The organism is Mesorhizobium sp. M6A.T.Ce.TU.016.01.1.1 (assembly GCF_003997065.1).
GTDB classification, from domain to species: Bacteria; Pseudomonadota; Alphaproteobacteria; order Rhizobiales; family Rhizobiaceae; genus Mesorhizobium; species Mesorhizobium mediterraneum.
Window position 1 is genome coordinate 12,440 of sequence record NZ_RZTJ01000026.1, and the last position, 20,135, is coordinate 32,574.

At 58.9% G+C, this 20,135-nt stretch carries 21 protein-coding genes; all 21 read right to left on the reverse strand.

Annotated elements, in window-relative coordinates; translation table 11 throughout:
* Window positions 1-243: ferredoxin III, nif-specific (gene fdxB, locus EOC94_RS29205; RefSeq protein WP_127295007.1), on the reverse strand; the 243-nt coding region annotated here is incomplete at its 3' end.
* Window positions 240-443, reverse strand: coding sequence for a CCE_0567 family metalloprotein (locus tag EOC94_RS29210; RefSeq protein ID WP_029356497.1), 204 nt, complete (start codon window positions 441-443; stop codon window positions 240-242). The genes fdxB (EOC94_RS29205) and EOC94_RS29210, both read right to left, overlap by 4 nt.
* A 45-nt stretch (window positions 444-488) precedes the next feature.
* On the reverse strand, window positions 489-926 hold the full coding sequence (locus EOC94_RS29215; RefSeq protein WP_126104992.1) for a DUF269 domain-containing protein: 438 nt from the start codon (window positions 924-926) through the stop codon (window positions 489-491).
* 324 nt (window positions 927-1,250) lie between these two features.
* Entirely contained in the window at window positions 1,251-2,408 is a 1,158-nt protein-coding gene (locus EOC94_RS29220) for a TlpA disulfide reductase family protein (protein ID WP_127294954.1), read from the reverse strand.
* Window positions 2,409-3,007: 599 nt separating this feature from the next.
* A complete protein-coding gene (locus EOC94_RS29225; protein WP_127294956.1) occupies window positions 3,008-4,021 on the reverse strand; it encodes a 1-aminocyclopropane-1-carboxylate deaminase in 1,014 nt (337 codons plus the stop codon).
* A gap of 407 nt (window positions 4,022-4,428) precedes the next feature.
* Window positions 4,429-4,794 carry an exopolysaccharide production repressor protein gene (locus tag EOC94_RS35275; protein ID WP_348627409.1) on the reverse strand — a complete coding sequence of 122 codons (366 nt, stop codon included), beginning with the start codon at window positions 4,792-4,794 and terminating at the stop codon, window positions 4,429-4,431.
* Window positions 4,700-5,017, reverse strand: coding sequence for a ferredoxin III, nif-specific (gene fdxB / locus EOC94_RS29235; protein ID WP_185928349.1), 318 nt, complete (start codon window positions 5,015-5,017; stop codon window positions 4,700-4,702). The genes EOC94_RS35275 and fdxB (EOC94_RS29235) overlap by 95 nt, the downstream gene beginning before the upstream one ends.
* Entirely contained in the window at window positions 5,014-5,172 is a 159-nt protein-coding gene (locus EOC94_RS29240; RefSeq protein WP_224571204.1) for a CCE_0567 family metalloprotein, read from the reverse strand. The genes fdxB (EOC94_RS29235) and EOC94_RS29240 overlap by 4 nt, the downstream gene beginning before the upstream one ends.
* A 90-nt stretch (window positions 5,173-5,262) precedes the next feature.
* Complete coding sequence (locus EOC94_RS29245) at window positions 5,263-5,706, reverse strand: DUF269 domain-containing protein (protein ID WP_245458169.1); 444 nt, start codon at window positions 5,704-5,706, stop codon at window positions 5,263-5,265.
* Between the two features lie 320 nt (window positions 5,707-6,026).
* Window positions 6,027-7,190, reverse strand: coding sequence for a TlpA disulfide reductase family protein (locus EOC94_RS29250; RefSeq protein ID WP_245465678.1), 1,164 nt, complete (start codon window positions 7,188-7,190; stop codon window positions 6,027-6,029).
* A 254-nt stretch (window positions 7,191-7,444) separates the two neighbouring features.
* Complete coding sequence (locus EOC94_RS29255; RefSeq protein ID WP_127294960.1) at window positions 7,445-7,825, reverse strand: hypothetical protein; 381 nt, start codon at window positions 7,823-7,825, stop codon at window positions 7,445-7,447.
* A 10-nt stretch (window positions 7,826-7,835) separates the two neighbouring features.
* On the reverse strand, window positions 7,836-9,134 hold the full coding sequence (locus EOC94_RS29260) for a SidA/IucD/PvdA family monooxygenase (protein WP_127294962.1): 1,299 nt from the start codon (window positions 9,132-9,134) through the stop codon (window positions 7,836-7,838).
* An 842-nt stretch (window positions 9,135-9,976) separates the two neighbouring features.
* Entirely contained in the window at window positions 9,977-10,849 is an 873-nt protein-coding gene (locus EOC94_RS29265) for a universal stress protein (protein ID WP_127230841.1), read from the reverse strand.
* Window positions 10,850-10,944: 95 nt separating this feature from the next.
* A complete protein-coding gene (locus EOC94_RS29270; protein WP_224571202.1) occupies window positions 10,945-11,649 on the reverse strand; it encodes a response regulator transcription factor in 705 nt (234 codons plus the stop codon).
* A 107-nt stretch (window positions 11,650-11,756) separates the two neighbouring features.
* Window positions 11,757-12,236: a NifX-associated nitrogen fixation protein gene (locus tag EOC94_RS29275; protein ID WP_024505267.1), complete on the reverse strand. Its 480-nt coding sequence runs from the start codon at window positions 12,234-12,236 to the stop codon at window positions 11,757-11,759.
* A gap of 16 nt (window positions 12,237-12,252) precedes the next feature.
* Window positions 12,253-12,750, reverse strand: a complete 498-nt coding sequence (nifX, locus tag EOC94_RS29280; RefSeq protein ID WP_126097324.1) for a nitrogen fixation protein NifX — start codon at window positions 12,748-12,750, stop codon at window positions 12,253-12,255.
* Window positions 12,747-14,099, reverse strand: a complete 1,353-nt coding sequence (gene nifN / locus EOC94_RS29285; protein ID WP_095489437.1) for a nitrogenase iron-molybdenum cofactor biosynthesis protein NifN — start codon at window positions 14,097-14,099, stop codon at window positions 12,747-12,749. The genes nifX and nifN overlap by 4 nt, the downstream gene beginning before the upstream one ends.
* An 8-nt stretch (window positions 14,100-14,107) precedes the next feature.
* Window positions 14,108-15,583, reverse strand: a complete 1,476-nt coding sequence (nifE, locus tag EOC94_RS29290; protein WP_095489376.1) for a nitrogenase iron-molybdenum cofactor biosynthesis protein NifE — start codon at window positions 15,581-15,583, stop codon at window positions 14,108-14,110.
* A gap of 61 nt (window positions 15,584-15,644) precedes the next feature.
* Window positions 15,645-17,186: a nitrogenase molybdenum-iron protein subunit beta gene (nifK, locus tag EOC94_RS29295; RefSeq protein WP_024505263.1), complete on the reverse strand. Its 1,542-nt coding sequence runs from the start codon at window positions 17,184-17,186 to the stop codon at window positions 15,645-15,647.
* Window positions 17,187-17,315: 129 nt separating this feature from the next.
* Window positions 17,316-18,818: a nitrogenase molybdenum-iron protein alpha chain gene (gene nifD / locus EOC94_RS29300; protein ID WP_024505262.1), complete on the reverse strand. Its 1,503-nt coding sequence runs from the start codon at window positions 18,816-18,818 to the stop codon at window positions 17,316-17,318.
* A gap of 87 nt (window positions 18,819-18,905) precedes the next feature.
* Entirely contained in the window at window positions 18,906-19,799 is an 894-nt protein-coding gene (nifH, locus tag EOC94_RS29305; protein ID WP_095489375.1) for a nitrogenase iron protein, read from the reverse strand.
* Between the last annotated feature and the right edge of the window lie 336 nt (window positions 19,800-20,135).

Genomic DNA, 20,135 nt, shown 5'->3' on the forward strand with positions numbered 1-20,135 from the left:
GATGCAGCGGCCGGCATCATCGACAACCATGATCATGCGATTGAGCTTGCCGTCGAAATCGTCGTCCTCGTCATCGCAGGGGCCGAGGATTTCACCCGCATCATCAACGCCGTGAAGATGCATGACATCGCGCGAGCAGACCTTGAAACAACGGCAGCAGCCGATGCAGGTCTTGCTATCGATGGAGGTCAGGTACGACGGCATCCAAATGGAGCCGTCACGGGTGGTGAATGTGCGCATCATCCTAAATTCTTCATTGAAGCGAGTTCTCTCTTGGCAACATCCAACTCGGCATAAACGGCGTGGGTTTTCTCGGCGACTTCCTGTATGTCGGCCCACTTGCCCGGCAGACCCTCGACAAGGTCCTGCAATGCCATCTTGGCAATAGCTGCACGCAACTGGAGCTTTCGGACTTTCTTCCTCATCTTATCTAGGTCTGACATAGATCCTTCCTGGAACAATGGTTTGTTGATGCGCTCCATCTCGGGCTAGGCTTCAATGGCTGCAGTCGCATCGTCGACCAGTTTCGTACCGGCCTCAGCAAGTTTGCGGAAAGTCTCGAAGCCGAACCGGTGGACGTCTCGACAGAACGCCCAACCGCTGGAAGCCCGCAGGGGCTTCATTCCAATTATTGGCGACGTCGACACGCCGGAGCGCTCCTCGATCGCAAGCGCTACGGCGGTGTAAAACATGTCGAGCCTCCACAGCGCGTCAGGATCGGGATCGCCGCCAAAGGGTACCGCACGTTGCTGTTGCTTGGTGATGATGAACTCGGCCAGCAGCTCGGCATCCGAATGGCCTTCCCATAAGCCGAAGGAATCCTGAGTACGAATGAGCCGCAGGAGGCATTTGACGAACGGGGAAGCAAGGGCCTCGTCGTCATTGTTGACAGCAGGGCCAACCGGAGGAATTTCGTTGTTCGTCATTTCAGTCTTCGTCTTCGAGGTACGATTTCCTTTTCCTGCGATGCCCACTCCGGGTCGGCTTGCGTGGCCGACGAATGGCTTGGGCGGGCCAACCCCAAGAGTGCCCCGTGGCCGACCTCGACATGTCCACGAGTGCGAGACCTGCGGCGCGAATTCGCGGCGCACGTCGTCTGCGCCGCGATCCGACCGGTGGTCAACGCAATTGAAATCCAACCTGCCGCAAGCCGCCGCCCTGCTGCATCGACATACTTGCTGCGAAGAGAGCCTCGATGGGCGGATTGGCCAGTGTTCAATTCCAATTGTCAGTCCCTTCGCGATTCTTGCTCAGGAAGTGACTGCGTTTTGAGTTTCGGGTGCCTTCTTTTGCGGAGCCACACAAAGATCCGCGTGACAGGCAGGCTCACCCGTGTAGTTGGCCAGTGCTTCGAGCAATGGGGTAAGATAGTACTGTTTGGTGTGGTCCGGAATTGGCCCCAGCCGGTCCACCGATTTCAGTGCCACCTCGATCAACTCGATTGCGCGATCTTTGTTGCCGCTCTCGTAATAATACTGAGCTACCGGGAGGTACCGGAGGTATTTAAACGGGCCATCGCCGTTCGGGGGATTGAGTGCCAGTATCTGTTCCGAGAGCTCGTTGCCCATCGCAAAGCGCTCCGCGCGCGGAAGATGGGAATTGTCCATCGTGGGATCGAAGAGTTGGTTGAGGGCCAAGGCCATCCACGACACCGCGTCGGACGTTTTGTCGATCGCGTCCTCGACCAATTCTCGCATGACCGGCATGCCGGTCTTGATGTCGCGCAGCTTGTGAAGCAGAAGATCCGCATGAATCTGCCGGAACTCACAAGAGTCTGGCATCAAGGCGAGGCCTTCTTCGATGGCCAAGAGCGCCGCCGTCCAATCCTCGGCCTGCATCGCCGGCTCAAGTTTGGCGTATATCGGCCCGGTAAGCGACATTTCGCGCGCTGCAAGTTGGTTATGCGCGATGCGCTTTGCATCGGCGGCTTTCGCTTCATAGCTGCTGCGCCAGCTGCCGTTAAGGACTTTCGGCAAAACGTCATCGAGTTCCGCCGGGTGGCCGATAAAAGCGATGTGGCCGTCGCGGTCGACCACGAACGAGGTGGGAATCCCAATCGAAGAGCTGGGATCCATCCAGAGCTTGTTCATTTCGCCAATGTAATCGAACCCGATACGATAATTCAGATTCGGGAACTTCTCGGTCAGCCAGGCATCCACGTTGGTCCGCGCCTCGTCTGCGGTAGGACCCTGTTCGCAGGCGGCAACTCCGACCGCCTCAAATCCGCTGCCTTCATATTTCTCCTGCAGTTCGATCAAATGGGGCATGGCGTCGACACATGGTCCGCACCAAGTCGCCCAAAACTCAACGAGGTAGACCTTGCCGGGCCGAAAGTTCGTGAGGGGCTCGCCACGCAGCCAGTTCTCCACTTTGACCGCAGGAGCCGGGGACCCCATACGCAGTTCCATCTTGGTGTCCAAAGTCATTCCACACCTTTCGTCTCTTTTGTCGCGGAATATTTTCCAGTCAAAATCGGACACGGTCTCGAGGGCATCGCTCCCTCTGGCTTGCTTCAGCGAAGCTCTCACCGTGTTGCCGCACATCAAGCTGCAACGGAGGTGCCAATTCCCTCAGCTCCGGTAAGCGGCGGGAAATGCTTTGAAATTCTCCACGAGCCCAAATGCGGCCGATTGTCGTGAACCCGACATGTCTTCTGCCGCTGTCGGGTTTCGCCCTATCACTCTTGAGAGCTTGGACGGCTCGCCTGTGATTAGACTGGCCTCGGTCCTCGAGCAGTGGCAGTTTGGCGCCAGTTCGAAAGCGCGAACTCGCCGGCTTGGTCCTCGTGCCGCCACCGCCGCGTGTGGATTCTTGCCCCGGAGTCAAAATTCGCCTCGCGGTTGCCAACGGCGGCATGCGCTCAATCCGCGTGGCGTTGAGCCCCGACAGCACGTAATGGTACCAATTAGTGGATGCCCGTCGCTGCCTCCACTTCTCCAGCCAAGCGCTCGAACGACGCTACCTACCCACGTTCGAGCGCGACCGCGGAATCGCAGACTGCCGAACGTCAGCCGTTGCGAAAGGTGTAGCCGTACCCGTTGATCGCCGGCGCGCCGCCTAGATGTGCGTAGAGGACCCTCGATCCCTGTGGAAAGAAGCCCCTCTGGACGAGGTCGATCATCCCTTGCATCGATTTGCCCTCGTAAACGGGGTCGGTAATCATGCCCTCGAGCCGCGCGCACAAACGGATTGCCTCTTTGGTTTCCTCCGATGGAACGCCATAACCCGGGTACGCGTAGTCCATGAACAACACCACGTCTGCCTCGACAATTTCCGCTCCGAGGTGGACGAGCTTCGCTGTATTTTGGGCGATGCCAAGCACCTGCGCCTTGGTCTTGGCGGGCATGGCGGAGGCATCGATACCGATCACGTTGCGCTGTCGACCATCCTTGGCGAACCCGACGAGCATGCCGCCGTGGGTTGAACCAGTCACCGTACAGACGACGATATAGTCGAAGGCAAACCCAAGCTGCTCTTCCTGGGCACGCACCTCCTCAGCGAACCCCACATAGCCCAGGCCGCCGTATTTGTGGACAGAGGCGCCGGCAGGTATCGCATATGGCCTGCCGCCCCTGGCCTTGACTTCATAAAGTGCCTTTTCCCAGCTGCGGCGGATGCCGATGTCAAAGCTCTCGTCAACCAGGCGCACCTCTGCCCCCATGATGCGGCTCAACAGGATATTGCCGACCCGGTCGTAGACAGCATCATCATGTGGGACCCAGCTCTCCTGGACCAGGAGGCATTTCATGCCGATCTTGGCGGCGACCGCAGCGACCATGCGCGTATGGTTGGACTGCACGCCACCGATTGTGACGAGCGTATCGGCATCTGACGCGATCGCGTCGGGCACAATGTATTCGAGCTTGCGCAGCTTGTTTCCGCCGAACGCGAGACCGGAGTTGCAGTCCTCGCGTTTGACGTAGATTTCCACCTTGTCGCCCAGATGCTTGCCGAGGCGGTCGAGCCTCTCGATCGGCGTGGGTCCAAAGGTGAGCGGATAACGTTCGAATTTTTCCAGCATGCTATCTCCAGCAAAAAAGTACCTGAACCGGCTGCGCACCGGTCAGCCCAGGGGTATGTGTGATCAAAGACACCCGTCTTTCGAAGCGGGTGCAGAAGTCGTTCATCGGTAGTGCAGCACCGAGTTTGTCATTGCGACAAGCACACCGCATCCAGCGTGCTGCGATGACTCTTATGTGCCTAATCGACCAACCACCCGCATCTCCCGGCCTAAGGACAAACCGAATGTGGTCGCGTGTTAGCCGAACACAGATTCCCTATACGATCAGCTCAGTCATCAGAGGGTGACCAAAATTGGTGTGGGTCTGAGCACTGATCCTGTCATCCGCGCATCAAAGCAGCAGCACATGCTGGGCATTCGACCAAGCCGGGACACAGCTGAAAATTGCATTCCGCAGTTGATCAGAGTCAGACGACTGGTACCCGAGCTTTCCTGTAACCATCGGCATGCTGGCCCCTGTGGCGAGTTCCACGAGCGCGGCTAGAGGACTGCCAGATCAGAAAGAGCACGCGGCCGAAGTAGCCGGCCTGAAGCAGCAGCGAACAGGCCAGCGTCGTGACGACAGCCACACGGAGCGAATCCAAAGCGAAGTAGACCATCGACGCATTGCTGCACAGGACCAGCCCCACGAGCCGACAAAAAGATGAAGTGCACGCCGCTCCCCTGGTTTTCGCCAGATCATGTTGCGAGCCCGTCGGCCGCAACATGCGTCTGGCAGTTCTTGGGGCAGACGCGGCCGCAGGCTCCGCAGCCGATGCAGCGGCCGGCATCATCGACAACCATGATCATGCGATTGAGCTTGCCGTCGAAATCGTCGTCCTCGTCATCGCAGGGGCCGAGGATTTCACCCGCATCATCAACGCCGTGAAGATGCATGACATCGCGCGAGCAGACCTTGAAACAACGGCAGCAGCCGATGCAGGTCTTGCTATCGATGGAGGTCAGGTACGACGGCATCCAAATGGAGCCGTCACGGGTGGTGAATGTGCGCATCATCCTAAATTCTTCATTGAAGCGAGTTCTCTCTTGGCAACATCCAACTCGGCATAAACGGCTTGGGTTTTCTCGGCGACTTCCTGTATGTCGGCCCACTTGCCCGGCAGACCCTCGACGAGGTCCTGCAATGCCATCTTGGCAATAGCTGCACGCAACTGGAGCTTTCAGACTTTTTTCCTCATCCTATCTAGGTCTGACATAGATCCTTCCTGGAACAATGGTTTCTTGATGCGCTCCATCTCGGGCTAGGCTTCAATGGCTGCAGTCGCATCGTCGACCAGTTTCGTACCGGCCTCAGCAAGTTTGCGGAAAGTCTCGAAGCCGAACCGGTGGACGTCTCGACAGAACGCCCAACCGCCGGAAGCCCCCACGGGTTTCATTTCTATTGTCGGCGACGTCGACACGCCGGAGCGCTCCTCGATCGCAAGCGCTACGGCGGTGTAAAACATGTCGAGCCTCCACAGCGCGTCAGGATCGGGATCGCCGCCAAAGGGTACCGCACGTTGCTGTTGCTTGGTGATGATGAACTCGGCCAGCAGCTCGGCATCCGAATGGCCTTCCCATAAGCCGAAGGAATCCTGAGTACGAATGAGCCGCAGGAGGCATTTGACGAACGGGGAAGCAAGGGCCTCGTCGTCCTTGTGGACAGCAGGGCCAACCGGTTCATGAGGAATTTCGCTTTTCCTCAATTTCAGTACTCCTCTTGAAGGACGATCTCTTTTTCTGCGATGTGTGGTTCGGGCGCTTGCGTGGGCGGGGAATGGCTTGGGCGAGCCGATCCCACGCAACAGTGTCCCGTGGCCGACCTCGAGCACGTCCACCAGTGCGAGACCTTTCACCGCGGCGCGAACGCCTGCGCCGCGGTTCGACCCGAGGTAAACGCAATGGAAATTCCACCTGCCGCAAGCCGCGCACTTTTGCGGCATCGACGTTATTGCTGCGAAGTGCGCCTGGGCGGGCGGATTTGCCGGTGTTCAATTCCAATTGTCATGCCCTTCGCGATCCTTGCTCAGGAAGTGACAGCGTTTTGAGTTTCGGAAGTCTTGTTTTGCGGAGCCACACAGAGACCCGCGTGACAGGCAGGCTCACCCGTGTAGTTGGCCAGGGCTTGGAGCAACGAGGTGAGGTAGCGCTGTTTGGTTTGGTCCGGCACTGGCTCCGAATGGTCCAGCGATTTGATTGCCACCTCGATCAACTCGATCGCCCGGTCCTTGTTGCCGCTCTCGTAATAATACTGAGCGACCGGAAAGTAACACCCGAATTTAAAGGGTCCATCGCCTTGCGGAGGATTAAGTTCCAGGATCTGTTCGGAGAGCTCCTTGCCCATCGCAAAGCGATCATCATGCGGAAGATGGGAGTTGTCGATCGTGGGATGGAAGAGTTGGTTCAGCGCCATCACCACCCAAGACATCGCTTCGAACTTTTTGTTGATCGCGTCCTCGACCAATTCGCGCATAAGCGGCAAGCCGGTTTTGATGTCGCGCAGCTTGTGAAGCAGAATATCCGCATGAACCCGCCGAAAATCAAAAGAGTCTGGCATCACGGCGAGGCCTTCTTCGATGGCCAATAGTGCCGCTGCCCAATCCTCGTCCTGCATCGCCGGCCCAAGTTTGGCGTATATCGGCTGACTCAGCGACGATTCGCGCACACGCGAGATTCGCTTTGCATCGACGGCTTTCGCTTCATAGCTGCTGCGCCAGCTGCCGTTAAGGACTTTCGGCAAAACGTCATCGAGAGGTGCCGGGTGGCCGATATAAGCGATGTGGCCGTCGCGGTCGACCACGAACGAGGTGGGAATCCCGAACGAAGAGCTGGGTTCCAGCCAGAGCTTTTTCATTTCGCCAGTGCAATCGAACGCTGTCCGATAATTCAGATTCGGGAACTTCTCGGTCAGCCAGGCATCCACGTTGGTCCGCGCTTCGTCCGCGGTTGCAGCCTTTTCGCAAGCTGCGACTCCGATAATCTCAAATCCGCTGTCTTTATATTTCTCCTGCAGTTCGATCAAATGGGGCATGGCGTGGACACATGGTCGGCACCAAGTCGCCCAAAATTCAACGAGGTAGACCTTGCCGGGCCGAAGGCTCGTGAGGGGCTCGCCACGCAGCCAGTTCTCCACTTTCAGCGCAGGAGCCGGGGACCCCATACGCAGTTCCATCTTGGTGTCCAAAGTCATTCCACACCTTTCGTCTCTTTTGTCGCGGAATATTTTCCAGTCAAAATCGGACACGGTCTCGAGGGCATTGCTCCCTCTCGCTTGCTTCAGCGAAGCTCTCACCGTGTTGCCGCACATCAAGCACGGCAAAGGGCATGCCAACCCTTCTTAGCTTCGGCAAGCGCCGGTACCGCCTTGAATAAGCGAGCCCTAACATGGCCAGCTGACGTTAACCTGAATGTCGGCTTTCGACGGCTCACCTTAGCGGCTGCCGTTTAGGAAGGTGAGAGTTTGGCTGGCCCGCTGGCGATAAGACCGGCTTCGGCGTCCTGGAGTAGTCGCACTTCGGCGATGGGGTCGAAAGTGCGGGAGAGGCTCGGTACCCTTGCAGCCACCGCCGCATGTGGCCCGGCGTCATAATTCGCGACGCGGTTGCCAACGGCGGCGTTGGGCTCGATCCACGTGGCGTTGAGCCCGACAGCACGTAAAGCTGCATCGTGATTGAATGCCCTTTGCTGTTTCACGCCAAGCAGGAGTCGCGCGACGCTACCTTGCTCAAGCGCGAGCAGAGCGATCTGACGCCGTAGGAATATTGCTCGTCCCGCTTTTGCCGCCAGAGGCGGAAATCTTTCCTGAATGCCACCGCCGATCATCAATATCGACGAATCATATCCCGCTGCCCATTTGTTCGACTCCGAGGTCGGGCCAGCACTCCGTCAAGGGACGGTTGATGAACCCTAGATGCTCGGGATTGGCGCATGGCGCGCGCCGCAGAAGGCTGTCAAGGATGCGGCGCGCTCGCCAGGCCAGCAGCCCAAAGTTCGGATCAGCCAGCCCGCGCTGTCCAAGGCAGGCGTTCTGAACGAAAAGGCGTCGGTCTCGCGGTCCGTCCCAGTACACCGAAAAATCCTCGCCGATGGCGAGCTCATTGCCGATCTGTTCGAGGCGATCTGCGATCGGTTCTAGGAAACCCGGCAGCGGTTTCTCGTACCCGGTGGCCAGGATGACGATATCGGCGGTTACTTCTCCGATGTTGTCCAAGCCGCGTTGCAGCGTGAGCCTGTGCCCTGCTCCGGCATTGATGCAGCGCGACACGTTGCAACTTGGCCTCAATGTGATCTCGCATTGGTGTGGCTCGAGAAAGGCGTGGTGGTAGAGCACCTGATAGACCGCGCGCAACTTGCTTTCTGAAATGCCCTCGGAGGCAAGCGCGAAACGCCGCAGGAACAGCTGTCGATGCACCTCGCTCATCGCAGCAAAACGATCCGAGAAGCATGGCGTGAACAGCCCGTTTGTGAACGCGTGGTCGTCGAAAGGCATCTCGCGCGTCAAGACCCATGTGATCGCCGCGGGCCGCCGTTCTTTCGGCCGGCCGACAAGGTGCAGTAGCAGCTCGGCTCCCGACTGTCCGCCGCCAACAACGCAGACATGCTTTTTTTGCACCTCAGGATTGATGTGGGCCAACTCAGATGAGTGGAACAGGTTGGGTCCAGTCCAGCCATGAAACTGAGGCGGAATTTGCGCCTGCTTGCCTATGTCGATGACGAGGTTTCTTGCATCAAGGACCGCGTTGTCCGTCCGCACGCGAAACTCGCCGTCAAAGCGGATTTCGCGAACGGCCTCGCCGCCACGGACAAGCGGATTCTTCTGGAACGCCCAGTTGAGATATTGGGCGAACTCGGCTCTAAGCACCCCGTGAAATTGCGCATTGAGGAAATTGTAAAGACGCCCGTTCTCGTGGAGGTAGTTTACGAATGTGTAGGCTGATCGCGGATTGACCAGAGTAACCAGATCCTGGAAGTGGCCGACCTGGAGCTCCGCGCAATCGAAAGCGCTGCCTGGATGTCCTCGGAAATCGACCTCCCGGTCCAGGAACAGTGCCCCTTGCGCAATCTCTTCCTGTATCTGACACGCAAGGCTCAAATTAGATGGTCCAGCACCCACACCAATACAAAAGAGGTCCACTTATCCTTACTCCTCTAGGAGTGTTTTCCAACTCAGCGGCATGTTGACGTCGATCGCCGGGCATTGAGCAATGCGAACCTCACAGGCATGCTTGAGCCGCGGTCCCGACTGAGAGGACAGCATAAGCGTGTGCCGCCTTCCAGGTCTTGGGCTCAATGTCGGCGGCATCGACAGCGGCGCGGCGTGATCCGAACCCAAGAGCAGAAGGAAAGTGTGTGATGCTGTCGCGCGGCTCTTCCGGATCTTACGGCGGCTTCTAGCGCCGGCCTCCACCCCAGGAGTGGCTGTTTCCCTGCCACGACGGAAGCGGCTCTTTCTTTCGAGGGGCGTAACCATGGATAACGGCTCTTAATGCTTTCGGAGACTCCCATGCATGCGGCGTGCCGGATAAAGACCTGTCAAACCAACGAGTTCGCGCAGTTCCAGCTCGTCTGGAATCCGACATTGTCGCACGCCCGACGATCGGGCAGGGGAAGCTCCGCGGCAGCGGCCCTTGCACACCGCAGGCTGACAGGGACAGCCGCCGATTTGACGCGCGTCCGGGTACTGATAAGGGGCCTTCCAACAGGGTTCGCGCACGAGGCGGGGTCTCCTGGTACACCCGCCCTGTGGCTTGGCTGCGGTCTGCTGCAGCCGTTCGTCTTTACTGCCCGTTGCGGACGATCTCGCACGAGTTGGTTCACGAGAGCGTCGTGAAGCAGTCGAGGCGTCCGGTTTGGCTCTGACAAGCGTCGCAAGATGTTCGCGGATCCAGCCATGTCTCCGCAATCCGACCGGTAACCGACGACGACTTCGGACTGGTTGGCGGTCCTACGCCCTGATCGGTGTTCCTACGGAGCTGATCAGCGAGCCAAAAACAGCGGCAATGTGGTCTTCCCAAAGCTCCAGCTCGGCGGACCGCCGAAAATCCGCTCACGCAGCCCACGGCTGCCATAAGCACCCATGACCATCATGTCAGCACAGATGTCGTTCGCGTGCTGGGTCAGCACTGTGCCCGCCGATTTGCCGGCGCTCTTAAGCAGGTCAACGGAGACCCGAGCACCGTGCCGAGTAAGATAGGCAGCGATGTCAGCTCCAGACTGCGCGCCTTTCCCGTTGTTTTGCGCCTTTGGATCGACCATAGCGACACAGACTTCCCTGGCAGCGGATAGGATACTAAGAGCTTCCCGGACCGCACGCGAGGCCTCTACACGCGAATCCCAGCCGACCAGCACGCGTCGAGGCGACAGCGTCGCCTTAACGCCCTTCGGCACGATGAGCACCGGCTTTCCGCTATCGAACAAGCAGCCGTTGACAACAGGAGGTCCGAGAGTCTCATCGTTGAGGAGGTCTCCTCCAACGATCGTCAGGTCAGCGCAGAGCGCCCGCTGTCGTGCCACTTCACCGAGGCTAGCCGGATCGCAATAGTCGGTGTCAACGTCACAGGAAAGCGACATAGCTTTCAGCCTTTTGAGGATATCCGCGGACCGTCTTTCCATTCTGGTCACGTCCTGTGAAAATTTCTCGATTTGCTGAAATCGATAGTTCGGTACTGCAATTGCCTGTGCACGTCCTGTATTCCATTCGGGGGGCGGAGACGACATCAAGAGCAATGGAGGCGGTATAATGAGTACCGATAGGTGCGCGCCGACCTCGGCACACAGTCCGGCAGCTGTTGTGAGGTCCTCATCAGAATGATCAGCACCCGTCACACTGAATATGCTTTTAAATTCCATTTGCCTGCTTCTCCTGGTCTTCGTTAGGAGCGCCTCAAAGCGGCAACACCGCTCTCAGGAGGAAGAGAGAGCGGCACCACGTTCGATCACCGATTTCAGTCGTCCGGCTTCTCGAGCGAGTAGCCGGCCGACCTGACGGTGCGAATGACGCTGCCGGGCAAGGCCGTTTTCAGCGCCCTCCTGATTCGGCTGATATGGACATCGACGGTGCGTGCACCGACATGAATGTTGGGCAGCCAGGCCGCCCCGATAAGCTCGTCCCGGCTGAAGACCTTGCCGGGGGCCTCAATCATAAGCCGCAGCACGTTGAAATCGATCCGTCCGAGATGGATGTCGTGGCCATTACCGCGAACCCGATGGGCATCGAGCTTCATCTCCAGGCCTCCACAACAAATCCAACTGTCGTTTTCAACCCCGTTCGGACCACGCTTGGTCAGCCCGAGCCTCGCCCGCAGGCAGTCGAGCAGCTTGGCCGGAGCCACCGGCCGCACAAAGCTCTCAACGCCTGCCTTCAAGAGATCGAGGTGCTGGTGCTCGGCGCCAGGCGCGATCAGGGCGATGATAGGCAGGTCGGTGGTGCGCGGTTCCCGCTTGAGGTGGGCGCAAATTGCGGACCCGTTTATGCTGGCTGGGTCGCAATCCAGCACTACGGCCTGAAGCTCCCGTTGTTCGGCCAAGGCCAGCGCAGCCTTCGCGCCGTCTGCCGTCTCACTGCTGAAACCGTCAACCTCCAGTATGTGGCTGTAGAGCAGATAGAACTCGGCATCTTGCGAGCAGATCAGGACCAGCGGCTTCTTCATCGGCGATACCCCAACAACCTGGTCGGCCTCGAGTCCCTGGATCGAAGGGACTGGCCAACATAGTTTCTCGGGTCCGTCATGATGGCCTTTCTCGAAAATCGCGCCCATCATGCCAGCGCCACGTGGGGAAAGGTTTCGATGACTGAAATCGCATCGTCGACCAGCTTCGTACCGGCCGTGGCGAGCTTCAGGAGCGTCTCGAAGCCAAACCGGTGGACATCGCGCAGCGTTTTGGACAAAACGACCAGCCGTCCGGTCGTGAAAAGCACCCGACCAAAACCCTCATGGCTCACCTGGATCATCGGCGATGCCATAAGGCCGCAGCGCTCCTCGATCGCAAGCCCGATGGCGGCGTAGTACTTGTCGAGCCTCCACAGCACGTCGGGATCGGGATCTCCGATGATTGGGATCCCTCGGCGCTGTTCCTTGGTAATGATGAAGTCGCCCAGCAGCTCAGCGTCCGCTTTGCGTTCCCACGAGCCATAGGAATCCTGAGAACGGATCAGCCGCACGAGGCATTTGACGAACGGGGTGCAAAGAGCCGCCTCGTCTTCGGCGACAGCTGGGGGGATTGCGGGGTCAGGCATTGGCGTCCTCCTCTTTTCAGTCCTCGTCCTCGAAGGACGGTTTCTTTTCGGCAATGCCCGCTCGCGCCAGCACCTTGCGCAGCCAAGGCGGAGGACACGTCCTGAGCATCATCTGCGTGCGCAAGAGCACCTGTGGGATCGATTGGGGCTCCGCCACTTTGATCGGGTGGATTTTTGCCGCGACAAGCTTGGCTGCCGAAGGGCCGCCGATTGCCAGACAAAACAGGATCTGACAGCCCTTGAGCGCATCCACCTTTGGCGTGATGCGATCATCGCGCTCGGCCCGATGCTCCCCGCTTTCATCGGACACGTCATCGAAGGCCACGGCTTCTACGAGATTCCATTCCTCGCGCGTCACGTCGTAGACAGCAAAGCGCCTGGCCGACCCGAAATGGGCATTGAGGTCCTGCATGTCCTGAGTGGCGATCGCAACGCGCAATGCGCCCTTACGTCGTTCAGGCATCGGGGCGAAAACCTCATTACTGACCAGCGAGAGGCGGCGAACAGCGTTCATCGTGATATTTCTCGATTACGAAGTGGATCAAGCGCCTCAGGAGTGGGCGCGTGTTGGTTGGCCTGGAAGATGCTGGCGACCTCGAAGATCATGTCGCGGGTGCCCTGATAGAGAATTGCGAGCTTGTGCTGGCTGCCTAGTCGATCGAAGACCGGGAACCCGATGCGCATGAGCGGAATTCCGAGCCGCTCCGATGCTTGGCGCCCGTGCGAATGCGTGACAAGCAGGTCAGCACCGACGGCAAGACTTTCCAGATCGCCGAGATCGCCGATCTGAACCGAAACCGCCGGGACTTTCTTGAGAATTTTAGACCTGTCGGTCGTTGTGACGGCCGCGGCTATCTCGGAGCCGAGACCAGCAAAGAAGGTTGCAAGTTGGAACAGCTGGTCTGGTTCGGCAGCGATGGCAATTTTCTTGCCGCCGAAATGGAAATGTCCGTCGAGCATCGCGTCCTGCAATTGCGCCCGGCGCCGGCGCACGCGGGCCGGTACCGCCGCGCCCGAAATCGAAGACAGCAGCGACACGAAGCGGTCCGTGTCCTGCAGCCCAGTCAGTGACTGGAACAACACGTAAGGCACGCCGGTCAACCCGAGCAGCGCTTTCGCCGGGCGGCGCATGTGCTCACCGATGGCGATGCATCGCATGGCCGTACCCAACTCGCGAATGTCTTCGACGCTGGTGCCGCCGTATGTGGTCGCTACCCAGCGGTCAGGAACCGTACCGTCGAGCGAGCCTGAAATGTCGGGCAGAATAACCGGCTTGAGCCCAAAGCTTTCAACCATGTCCCGCATATGCTCGATGTCGGCGACAGAGAGGTTGCATCCGGGCAGGATTGCGATCTTCTTCGGGTGCCGCGCCCGTTCGCCCGAGCGCGTAATCCCTTCGATCATTGCGGTGACTGCCTTGGCCCAGCCCTCTTCGATCGCGCCGTCAAAATCCGGCGTGTTGGCCAGCACGACCTCCGTACCCGCAAGCTGTTGCGTGTGCTTCCGCATGATGTTGGCAATATCACCCGCGCAATCTTCGCCACGCGTCTCCACCAGCGCGGTCGTGCACACCCCGATCAGCGTTGGCTTCGTGCGGTTCTTGAGGTTGAGGATCGCCTCTTCCAGATGGTCGGCTGCGCCGAGGATGGTCGCCACCTCATCCATCGCCGTAGTCTGCAAGGGAATCGCTTCTTTGAAGTGCCGCACGAGGAGAACGAGCGCAAAGCTTGTGCAGCCTTGGCTGCCGTGGAACAGCGGCATCGCACCGTCGACGCCAAGAAAGGCAAAGGCGGCACCCAGCGGCTGCGACGACTTCAGCGGGTTGACTGCCGCCGATTTGCTCTGGGGAAGGATGCGGGCCATCGGTCGCCTCAACACTCGTGTGCCGTCGCGCAGGCGAATTCATCAAACAGGTACGCGGTCTCGTTCCTCGTGCACGGCAATTCGCCTATCAGCTCAGGCTGGCAATCCCACGGGGCCGGCTGGCGCACCTGAGACCAGATCGGATTGTGAATGGCGAGGTCGATCTGGCGTACGAGTTCCACCATGCCGTCATAGCCGGCATAAGGATGCTGGCGCTCCTGGTTGATATCGAGCCAGGGCGTCTTGGCCTTGAGCGCAATGAATTGCGTGCGACCGCCCGACAGCATGATATCGGCCCTGTGTTCAGAGAGCATGGCGTACAGCTCGCTCGCAGCCATGGATTCGAACATGTGCTTGTCGTGCTTGAGAACTTGTTTGATGCGCTCCTTGTCCTGCACCGTAGATTTCTTGATCGAGGTGCCGACGATCTCGATTCCGATCTCCATCAGCGCATGGACAACCGACCAGGACTTCACACCGCCTGTGTTGAGCAGCACGCGCTTGCCTTGGAGCCTTTGCCGGTAGGATTCGAGTTTCTTCCACGCGATCGCCTCCTGCTGCGCGATCAGCGTCTCTGTGCGCTCGAGGATCTCCGGATCGGCGCCCTTCCTCACCAGCAGCCTGACAAGGTTTCGAAGAGCTTGCGATGTGTCGGAGATGCCATAGAAGGAGCCCTCGAAGAACGGGATGTCCCAGCGCTCCTCCATCTTGCGGGCAAGACTGATCAGCGCGGTCGAGCACACCATCATTGCCGCCCGGGCGCGGTGCGCGGAAGCAATGTCGCGGTAACGCGCATCGCCGGGAATGCAGGCGCGCACCCGGATCCCGAGCCGATCGAGGAGCGGCTTTACAAGCCAGAATTCGCCCGAGAGGTTGAATTCGCCAAGGATGTTGATGTCGTAGGGTCCGGGGTCGTCGGGTTCGACCGTGCCGATGACATGATCGAGCAACGCCTCGGCGGCGAGCTTATTGCCGAGGTTCTTGGAGCCTGCCAGGCCAGGCGCATTGATCGGCACCACGGCCAAACCGAACTTTTCCGTGGCGCGTTTGCACACGGCCTCGATGTCGTCACCGATCAGCGCCGTTACGCAAGTCGAGTAGACGAAGATCGCCGGCGGCGCGTATGTGTGCTTGATCTCGCGGATCGCCTTGAAGAGTTTCCGCTCGCCCTGCCCCATCACAAGGTCGAGTTCGGTGAGGTCGGTCGTGAAGCTTGTCCGCCACAAGGTCGGCCCTGACGAAACCGCACCACGGTTGTCCCAAGAATTGCCCTCGCAGGCGAGCGGCGCATGGACCAGATGCGCAACGTCGGTGATCGGCTGCAGGACGATCTTGGCTCCGTCAAAGGCGCAGCCGCCGGCTGCCGCCCCTGGTGTCAGCGACTTCGAGCAGCCCTCCTTGCGCGCCTTGGCATCTTTGCCACGGTTCTTATCGCAGGCGGGCTCATCGAAGGCGTCCTTGATTTTGGCGCTGAGGGAGGACATTGCTCAGCCTCCCCAGTCCATTGGGCAAGGAATGGCCTCGGCGAAAAGCCGGCCACAGCTCTTAGCGCGTGAGGTCATAGGAATAATCCGTCACACCCGTCTCGCTCGTCTCGCGATCGAGTTTGTCGAAGATCTTGTCGAGGATCGTCGTCAGCACGCGCAACGCTCCCTGGTAGCCAAAGAGCGCAAAGCGGTGATGATGGTGCCGATCGAAGATCGGAAACATCAGCCGGATCAGCGGTGTTCCGGTGTCGCGCTCCAGGTACTTGCCGTAGGAATTGCCGATCAAAAGGTCCACCGGCTCGGTAAAGAGCAGTGAGCGCAGCGCCCACAGGTCCTTGCCCGCCCAAACCTGGGCAGCCTTGCCGAAAGGCGAGGATGCTAGCAGCTTCTTCAAATCGGCTTCCCATGCCGAGGTGCCATTGGTGGCGAGGCAATGGGTTGGCTCGCCGCCGGTCTCCATGACAAAGCGGGCCATTGCGTGAACGAAGTCGGGATCACCGTAGATGGCGTATTTCTTACCATGCAACCAGGATTGGCTGTCCGCCATGGCGTCTACCAGTCGGCCGCGCTCGAGGCGAATTGCCTCGGGAATCTCCTTGCCGGAAATCGCCGCGACCTCCATCAGGAATTCGTCCGTCGCCTGAACGCCGAGCGGATAGTGGAACGAGGCCGTCGCCTGCCCGACCTCCTCGCAATAGCCCAGTGTCTTTCGGGTGTTGTGATGCTGCAGCGAAAGCGTTGCCTCGGCGTTGAGGGCCTTCTTCACCTCGTTGATCTTCGTGCCCCCGTCATACATGCGGTATTCACCGTCCGAAGGCGTATCGAACTGGTCAGAGGCATCCTGGATCAATGTATAGGACACGCCCATTACATCGAGCAGGCGCTTGAGCTCCCGGTTGTTGCCGACGCAGAAGCCGTCGAAGCCCGGAATGATGTTGATGGTTCCTTCGATTTGCGTACGCTCCTGACCTTTCCAGAAGTGCTCCAAAATGCCTTTGACCATGTTGTCATAGCCGTCGACATGACTGCCAACGAAGGCCGGGGTGTGGGCAAAGGGCACGTCGAAGTCGCGCGGGACTGAATCTTCGTCCTTGGCGTTCTGGATGAAGCTGTGCAGGTCGTCGCCAATGACCTCTGCCATACAGGTCGTCGACACGGCAATCATCTTGGGGTCGTAGAGCTGGTAGGTGTTGGCGAGCCCGTCGACCATGTTCTTCAGGCCGCCAAACACCGCCGCATCCTCGGTCATTGAGGAGGAGACCGCCGCGGCAGGCTCCTTGAAATGGCGCGACAGGTGCGAGCGGTAATAGGCGACGCAACCTTGGCTGCCGTGGACGAAGGACATGGTTCGCTCGAAGCCGGCGGCAGCGAATACCGCACCCAGCGGCTGGCAGGCCTTGGCCGGGTTCACGACAAGCGCTTTGCGGGCGAGGTTCTTTTCGCGGTATTCCCACGTCTGGGTGAAATCGCGCTGATCGGAAACGATTTCATCGGGGTGCGGACATTCGAAGTTTAGCTTCTTCTCAGCGAGCATCTTTCTGTATTCCGGCTCGCGGAACAGGGGAGCGTGATCGAGAATTTTTTCAGCCGACTGCGGCATGATGATTACCTCTTTTGCATCTGGCTGCGCGGGACGGCAGCTCAGGACGTCAAGACGTTCCAGGCTCCGGCGGATCAGAGGCCGCGGGAGTTCACCGTCTCAGTGGGAGACTGGGGCTGAAGCAAATGTTTATTCGGCAGCCATCGCCCGCTCATCGCCCCGGCTTCTTTTCCAAGGCGCGTGGAATAGGTCCCAGACCGGGTTGTTAATGGCGAGATCCACATCACGTGCGAAAATGGCAAAGCCATCGTAGCCGTGATACGGGCCTGAATAATCCCAGGAATGCATCTGGCGGAACGGTATGCCCATCTTCTGCACCGGGTATTTTTCTTTGATTCCCGAGCCGACCAGATTTGGGCGAATCCCTTCGATGAATTTCTCCAACTCATAGCCGGTCACGTCATCGTAGATCAGCGTGCCGTTCTTCACGTAGTGGCCGGTGCGCTGATAGTCGTCGCTGTGGGCGAATTCATAGCCGGTGCCCACGATGACCATGCCGAGGTCCTCGTAGGCCGTGACGACGTGGCGGGGGCGCAGGCCGCCGACATAGAGCATCACGGTATTTCCTTCCAGGCGCGACAGGTACTTGGCGATGACCGCATCAACAAGCGGCCTGTACTTGGCAATGACCTTTTCGGTCTTCTCCTCGATTTCCGGCCCAAAATGCTTGGCTATGTTGCGCAGAGAGGCTTCGATCTGGGAGGGACCGAAGAAATTGTACTCCATCCAGGCGACGCCATACTTTTCCTCCATATGCCGACAGATGTAATTCATCGACCGGTAGCAGTGGATAAGATTGAGCTTAGCCTTCGGGGCGCGCTCGATCTCTGCGAGTGTGGCGTCACCCGACCAGTTGCCAACCACGCGCAGCCCTATCTCCTCAAGCAGTATGCGCGAGGCCCAGGCATCGCCGCCGATATTGTAGTCGCCGATGACGTTGACGTCGTAGGGGCCGGCCTCGAACTTGACATCCTTTTTGTCGAAGACCCAATCCCGGATTGCATCATTGGCGATGTGGTGGCCAAGCGACTGCGAGACGCCGCGGAAGCCCTCGCAGCGTACCGGCACGATCGTCTTGTCATACTCCTTGGTCTTTTTGCGAGAAACGGCCTCGGTGTCATCGCCAATCAGGCCGATAGGGCATTCGGACTGCACGGTGATGCCGTTGTTGAGCGGAAACAAGACTTCAATCTCGTCAATGATCTGTTCCAGCTTCTTGTCGCCGCCGAAGACGATGTCCTTCTCCTGGAAATCGGAGGTGAACTGCATTGTCCCGAACGTGTCGACGCCCGTTGTACCGACGTAGTAGTTGCGGCGCTGCGACCAAGAATATTGGCCGCAGCCGACCGGGCCGTGCGAGATATGGACCATATCCTTGACTGGCCCCCACACCACGCCTTTCGAACCAGCATATGCACAGCCGCGAATCGTCATCACCCCGGGAATGGACTTGATGTTCGATTTGACGTCGCATTCGGAAAGGACCTCGCTTTCCCCGCCAGCCTCGTTGCCGCTCTTTGCGACGTTGAGGTGCTTCTTGCGGCGCTTCGCCGCCTTGTCGGGATAATGCGACAGCACCTCTTCGATAAGCTTCGCATGAAGAGCACCGTCATTCTCGTATTCCCGGCTCATGAGTCCCCCTTTCAAGGTTGGGTGACGCCTCAACGAATAGGCGCCGTTCTCTGCAAGGCGCGCCGATTCATGGCAGCGCTAATGTCACTACTGGACCGCCGCCTTCGCCGCTTCCTTGGAGTGAAGCTCGGCAAGCATCTGCTCGTCGGTCTTCATGATGCCGAAGTCGAGCAGCATCTCCTCCAGCTCCTCCATGGTGATCGGCGTCGGGATCGTACCCTGGCCCGAATTGGCGTGGATCTTCTCGGCCAGAGCGCGGTATTCCCCTGCCTGCTTTGAGTCCGGCGCGTACTGGATCACCGACATCTTCCTGAGTTCGGCATGTTGGACGATGTTGTCGCGGGGCACGAAGTGGATGAGCTTGGAATTCAATCGGCCAGCCAGTGCTTCGGCCAGATCGAGTTCGCGGTCGGTTTGACGTTCATTGCAGATCAGCCCGCCCAGCCGCACACCGCCCGAATGGGCATATTTGAGGATGCCCTTGGCGATGTTGTTGGCGGCATAGAGCGCCATCATCTCGCCGGACATGACGATATAGATCTCCTGGGCCTTGCCTTCGCGGATCGGCATGGCGAAGCCGCCGCATACCACGTCGCCGAGGACGTCATAGGAGACATAATCGACATCGTCATAAGCGCCATTCTCCTCGAGGAAATTGATCGAGGTGATGACGCCGCGGCCGGCGCAACCGACACCCGGCTCGGGGCCGCCGGATTCCACGCACTTGATGCCTCTGTAGCCCACCTTGAGCACGTCCTGGAGTTCGAGGTCTTCCACCGAACCTTCCTGTGCGGCGAGATCCAGGACGGTATCCTGAGCTTTCGAATTCAGGATCAAGCGTGTGGAATCGGCTTTGGGGTCGCATCCTACGATGAGGATTCTCTGCCCGAGGTCGACAAGGGCAGCGAGCGTATTTTGGGACGTGGTGGACTTGCCGATGCCGCCTTTTCCGTAAAAGGCGATCTGACGCAGACCTGACATAATAGCTTTCCTTCCTTCGTTCTAATCATCGCGACTGCCCGCGACACAAGTGCCGATAGGCAGCTCGTGCCGCCTCACACCAAGCATCGCAAAAAGCGTACCAGCGTGATCGGCCGATCCCAGAAGAAACTTTGTCATTAAATTCCAGCCGCTTAGACGGCGGCAAAACGCGCGAGCGGGCCTTTCAGGCGTCTGTCACGGACACGACAAAGCCGACACAGATTGTCGTGCGCCATCCAAACCGCCGTGTGTCGAGCTCGAAGCGGGAGAATGGGGAGTTAGCCCAAAGCTGATGGCGAGACCATCGGAAGACATCGGCTCTTGTCTTTCCAGCCT

Coding starts and splice junctions, on each gene's coding strand:
- EOC94_RS29210 (WP_029356497.1), bottom strand. CDS start 443: ATGTCAGACCTAGATAAGATGAGGAAGAAAGTCCGAAAGCTCCAGTTG.
- EOC94_RS29215 (WP_126104992.1), bottom strand. CDS start 926: ATGACGAACAACGAAATTCCTCCGGTTGGCCCTGCTGTCAACAATGAC.
- EOC94_RS29220 (WP_127294954.1), bottom strand. CDS start 2,408: ATGGAACTGCGTATGGGGTCCCCGGCTCCTGCGGTCAAAGTGGAGAAC.
- EOC94_RS29225 (WP_127294956.1), bottom strand. CDS start 4,021: ATGCTGGAAAAATTCGAACGTTATCCGCTCACCTTTGGACCCACGCCG.
- EOC94_RS35275 (WP_348627409.1), bottom strand. CDS start 4,794: ATGATGCCGGCCGCTGCATCGGCTGCGGAGCCTGCGGCCGCGTCTGCC.
- fdxB (WP_185928349.1), bottom strand. CDS start 5,017: ATGATGCGCACATTCACCACCCGTGACGGCTCCATTTGGATGCCGTCG.
- EOC94_RS29250 (WP_245465678.1), bottom strand. CDS start 7,190: ATGACTTTGGACACCAAGATGGAACTGCGTATGGGGTCCCCGGCTCCT.
- EOC94_RS29265 (WP_127230841.1), bottom strand. CDS start 10,849: ATGGAATTTAAAAGCATATTCAGTGTGACGGGTGCTGATCATTCTGAT.
- EOC94_RS29270 (WP_224571202.1), bottom strand. CDS start 11,649: ATGAAGAAGCCGCTGGTCCTGATCTGCTCGCAAGATGCCGAGTTCTAT.
- EOC94_RS29275 (WP_024505267.1), bottom strand. CDS start 12,236: ATGCCTGACCCCGCAATCCCCCCAGCTGTCGCCGAAGACGAGGCGGCT.
- nifX (WP_126097324.1), bottom strand. CDS start 12,750: ATGAACGCTGTTCGCCGCCTCTCGCTGGTCAGTAATGAGGTTTTCGCC.
- nifN (WP_095489437.1), bottom strand. CDS start 14,099: ATGGCCCGCATCCTTCCCCAGAGCAAATCGGCGGCAGTCAACCCGCTG.
- nifE (WP_095489376.1), bottom strand. CDS start 15,583: ATGTCCTCCCTCAGCGCCAAAATCAAGGACGCCTTCGATGAGCCCGCC.
- nifK (WP_024505263.1), bottom strand. CDS start 17,186: ATGCCGCAGTCGGCTGAAAAAATTCTCGATCACGCTCCCCTGTTCCGC.
- nifD (WP_024505262.1), bottom strand. CDS start 18,818: ATGAGCCGGGAATACGAGAATGACGGTGCTCTTCATGCGAAGCTTATC.
- nifH (WP_095489375.1), bottom strand. CDS start 19,799: ATGTCAGGTCTGCGTCAGATCGCCTTTTACGGAAAAGGCGGCATCGGC.